This is a genomic window from Fibrobacterota bacterium, assembly GCA_019509785.1.
Lineage (GTDB): Bacteria > Fibrobacterota > Fibrobacteria > UBA11236 > UBA11236 > Chersky-265.
Genome location: JAEKLQ010000103.1, coordinates 1 through 3654, shown reverse-complemented (window position 1 = coordinate 3654; position 3654 = coordinate 1). Strand labels below are relative to the sequence as shown.

General features: G+C 66.6%; 5 protein-coding genes and 1 pseudogene. 5 read left to right on the top strand and 1 reads right to left on the bottom strand.

Annotated features, from left to right (window positions below):
- Positions 1 to 48 precede the first annotated feature (48 nt).
- The 5 genes and pseudogenes from JF616_22920 to JF616_22900 all read left to right on the top strand — a co-directional run bounded on the left by JF616_22920 (position 49) and on the right by JF616_22900 (position 2813).
- Complete coding sequence (locus JF616_22920; GenBank protein ID MBW8890614.1) at positions 49 to 1101, top strand: SEC-C domain-containing protein; 1053 nt, start codon at positions 49 to 51, stop codon at positions 1099 to 1101.
- Between the two features lie 26 nt (positions 1102 to 1127).
- A complete protein-coding gene (gene mutT / locus JF616_22915; protein ID MBW8890613.1) occupies positions 1128 to 1550 on the top strand; it encodes an 8-oxo-dGTP diphosphatase MutT in 423 nt (140 codons plus the stop codon).
- Positions 1551 to 1563: 13 nt separating this feature from the next.
- Positions 1564 to 1934, top strand: a pseudogene (locus tag JF616_22910) (hypothetical protein).
- A 64-nt stretch (positions 1935 to 1998) separates the two neighbouring features.
- Entirely contained in the window at positions 1999 to 2568 is a 570-nt protein-coding gene (locus JF616_22905; GenBank protein ID MBW8890612.1) for a sigma-70 family RNA polymerase sigma factor, read from the top strand.
- Positions 2553 to 2813 carry a hypothetical protein gene (locus JF616_22900; protein ID MBW8890611.1) on the top strand — a complete coding sequence of 87 codons (261 nt, stop codon included), beginning with the start codon at positions 2553 to 2555 and terminating at the stop codon, positions 2811 to 2813. Before JF616_22905 ends, JF616_22900 begins: the two co-directional genes overlap by 16 nt.
- Here JF616_22900 and JF616_22895 read toward each other — a convergent pair.
- The coding region (locus tag JF616_22895; GenBank protein MBW8890610.1) for a S9 family peptidase at positions 2810 to 3654 on the bottom strand (845 nt) is incomplete at its 5' end. The genes JF616_22900 and JF616_22895 overlap by 4 nt on opposite strands.

Sequence of the window (3654 nt, the reverse complement as noted above, 5' to 3'; positions counted from 1 at the left end):
GGCGACCCGGGCTCGAGCCGCTTCTATCTGTCGATGGAAGACAACCTCATGCGCATCTTCGGCGATCCCAATCGCACGAAGAAATGGCTCGCCATGGCCGGCATGAAGGAAGGCGAGGTCATCGAAAGCGGCATGCTCACGCGCCAGATCGAGAAGGCGCAACGCAAGGTCGAGGCGCACAACTTCGACGTGCGCAAACAGCTGCTCACGTTCGACGACGTCGCCAACGACCAGCGCAAGGTCATCTACCAGCAGCGCACCGAGCTCATGGGCGCGGACAATCTCGCGGACGCCGTTCGTGGCATCCGACAGGAGGTCGTGGGCGGACTGCTCGACCAGTACCTGCCGAGCAATCTGAGCCACGAGGAGTGGAATCTCGACGGGCTCGCAAAGGCCATCGAGAAGAATTTTGCGACGCAGGTCGACCCTGCGCAGTGGCTCAAGGATCAGCCCGACCTCGAGGAAGCGACGCTGCGTGGTCGCATCGTGGGCGCCGTCGATGCGATGTACGACGCCAAGGTCGAACGTATCGGTCGCGATGCCGAAGGCACCCCGATCATGCGGTTCTTCGAGAAGGACGTCATGCTGCGCGTGCTCGACCAGCAGTGGCGCGACCATCTGGGCGCGATGGATTACCTGCGCCAGGGAATCCACCTGCGCGGCTATGCGCAGAAGGATTACCGCTTCGAATACAAGCGCGAGGCGTTCGAGCTGTTCGCCGCGATGCTCGAGCGCATCAAGTTCGACACCGTCACGATCCTCTCCACGCTCGAAGTGCAGATGAAATCGCGCGAGCAGCTGGAACGCGAGGAAGAAGCGCGCCGCGCGCGTCTCAACCAGCGTCTGCAGGCGCAGCACGCCGAGGCGGCTTCGCTGGCGCAGCTCGGTTCGGCGGGCGATGCCGAGGCCCAGGCCGCGGCGGCCCAGGCTGCGGCCGCGCAGGGTGGGGTCCCGCAGGGCGCCCGGCCGGCGCAGCCGACCCAGATGCCTGCGCAGCGTCCCGTGCGCGCCGCGCCGAAGGTCGGTCGCAACCAGCCGTGTCCGTGCGGCAGCGGCAAGAAATTCAAGAACTGTCACGGCGTGCTCGAAGGCGTCGAGTAACCGGCACAGTTGCCGTTTCCCGGCGAATGAGGTCGGTCATCAAGCCACGTCTCCGTGTCGTTGCTGCCGCCCTGTTCGACGCGCAGCGCCGGGTGCTCATCGCCGAGCGGCCGCCCGGCAAGCACATGGCAGGCTGGTGGGAATTTCCCGGCGGCAAAGTGGGCACGGGCGAGAGCGACGCCGCGGCGCTCGAACGCGAGCTGCGCGAAGAGCTCGGCATCGAATCGCAGTCTGAAACCGAAATCATGACGCTGTCGCACGAATATCCCGACCGCATCGTCGATCTCGTGCTCTGGAAGGCGCGCCTGCTGCGCGGTGAGCCGCGCGGGCTCGACGGACAAGCCCTCAAGTGGGTGGACTGTCAGTCACTCGGCAATGAACGGCTCCTGCCCGCCGACGAACCGTTCATCGCGGCACTTCAGTTGTTATCATCCCGCGCCTCGGCATGACCGGAAGACTCCCATGGCCAACGAACAACAGCTCCCCGAAATCAAGCTCGACGCGACGCAGCTCTATCGCGAAGAGATCTTCACGGACCGCAAGGCGGGCACGCTGCGCCGGCTCACACCCGTGAAGGGGGATGGCACCGACGACACGACGCGCACGGTGCTGAGCTGCTCACGCCGGCGGGTGTGTTGCCGCTCGCGTTCGAGCTCGAGGCGACCTCGCTCGAGGACGCGTGCAACAAGTTCCCCGAGGCCGTGAAGATCGCGATCGAACAGGCCATCGAAGAGGCGCGCGAGATGCGCCGCGAACAGGCCTCCCGCATCGTCGTGCCCGAGGCCGGTGGCGGAATGGGCGGCGCGCCGGGCGGCGGACGCATCAAGCTCTGAAATTTCGCGGGTGACGTCCGCGGCGCGCTGCCCCATGCGCATACATCACCAGAGGTGATGAAGCGTGGCAGACCCCAGGCGCATTCCGCGACTCGCCGATGACCACACGGTCCTGCCGACGCAATCGGCGCTCGCGCTCGAGCTCCTCACGCCGATGGACCTCTTGCGGCTGAAGGCCATCGCGCGACTCCACGCGCGCGGGCTGCCGGCAGACGTGACCTGGGACGACCTGCTGCAGGAGGCGATCACGCGCCTGCTGACCGGCAAGCGCGTCAGGCCGCCCGATGTTCCAGTGGTCCCGTTCCTCGCCGGCATCATGCGTAGTCTGCGCACCGACCATCTGCGTCGGGGCCGTCGTCAGCGCAGCGGCGATGACGAAGGGTCGCGCGTCGAGATCAAGGATCCGTCGGTGGACCTCGAGCGCTCGCTCATCGCGGCCGAGGAACTGGATAACCTGCGCGCGCTGTTCGCGGCGGATGCAGTCGCGCTGTCGATCATCGGTGCGATCGCGGAAGGGCTCGAGCCCGAACAGATCCGCGCAAGACTCGCGATCAGCCGGACTGGCTACGACTCGGCACGCAAACGGATTCGCCGCTGCTTGCTGCGCGAAGGACTCACATGCGGAAAGAACTGAAGTCGCCGCGATCCGAGCTCGCGCTCGACCGCGTGCTCATCGGCCTCGAACGCGAGCTCGTGATGGCAACCGACGACGAGATCGTCGCCGCCGCATCCGAGCTCGGGATGGATCTGCACATGAAGGGATCCGCGGCCTGGCTCGGGCTGATGCATGCGCGGCCGCGCCGCCTCGAGGACCTGTTCGACGTCGCGGACGCGCGCGCCGCGTACCTCCGCTACCTGCGCCGCAAGGATGACGACTAGCGCGGACCCGCGCCGAGCTTCTCGTCGAAGAACCGCACCAGGTTCGATTCCGCGTGCAGCCCGGTCGAGCTCTGGCGGATGAGGCCGTGCTTGCCGCCCGGGTACGTCATGAGATCGAACGGTTTCTGCAGGTCCTGCAATTTCTTCATGAGCGCGGTGCTGTGCGCGAACAGCACGTTGTCGTCGGCCATGCCGTGCACCAGCAGCAGCGGGCGGCGCAGCCGGTCCGCGTACGTCAGCACGTTGCTCGCGGCGTAACCTGCGGCATTCGCCTGCGGGGTAGATAGATAGCGCTCGGTATAGTGCGTGTCGTACAGCGACCAGTCGGTGACGGGCGCGCCCGCCACGCCCGCCGCGAAGGCATCCGGCGCCTGCATCAGGCACATGAGCGTCATGTAGCCGCCGTAACTCCAGCCGAAGATGCCGATGCGTGCGCCGTCCACGTACGGCAGGCGGCGCAGGAACTCGACACCGCGAAGCTGGTCCTGCACCTCGACGCCCGCCATGCGTCCCGCGCCGTTCTCGACCAGCGTCGTCTCGAATTTCGTGCCGCACAGGCCACTGCCGCGGTTGTCGAGCATGAAGACCACGTAGCCGTGCTGCGCGAGGTACTGGTGGAACAGGTTGCCCCACGCGTTCATCACGCGCTGCACGCCGGGGCCACCGTATACGTCGACGAGCACCGGGTAACGCTTGCCGGGCTCCAGCTCGCGCGGCCTGAGCAGCATGTACTCGAGCTCCTGACCATCAGCGGCCGAGAGCGTGCCGAATTCCGGCACCGCGTGCTCACCGAGATATGGCGCGTATGGATGCGAGGCGTCGAGTGGATTCGCGAGCAGCG

Coding starts and splice junctions, on each gene's coding strand:
- JF616_22920 (MBW8890614.1), top strand. CDS start 49: ATGCGCATCTTCGGCGATCCCAATCGCACGAAGAAATGGCTCGCCATG.
- mutT (MBW8890613.1), top strand. CDS start 1,128: ATGAGGTCGGTCATCAAGCCACGTCTCCGTGTCGTTGCTGCCGCCCTG.
- JF616_22900 (MBW8890611.1), top strand. CDS start 2,553: ATGCGGAAAGAACTGAAGTCGCCGCGATCCGAGCTCGCGCTCGACCGC.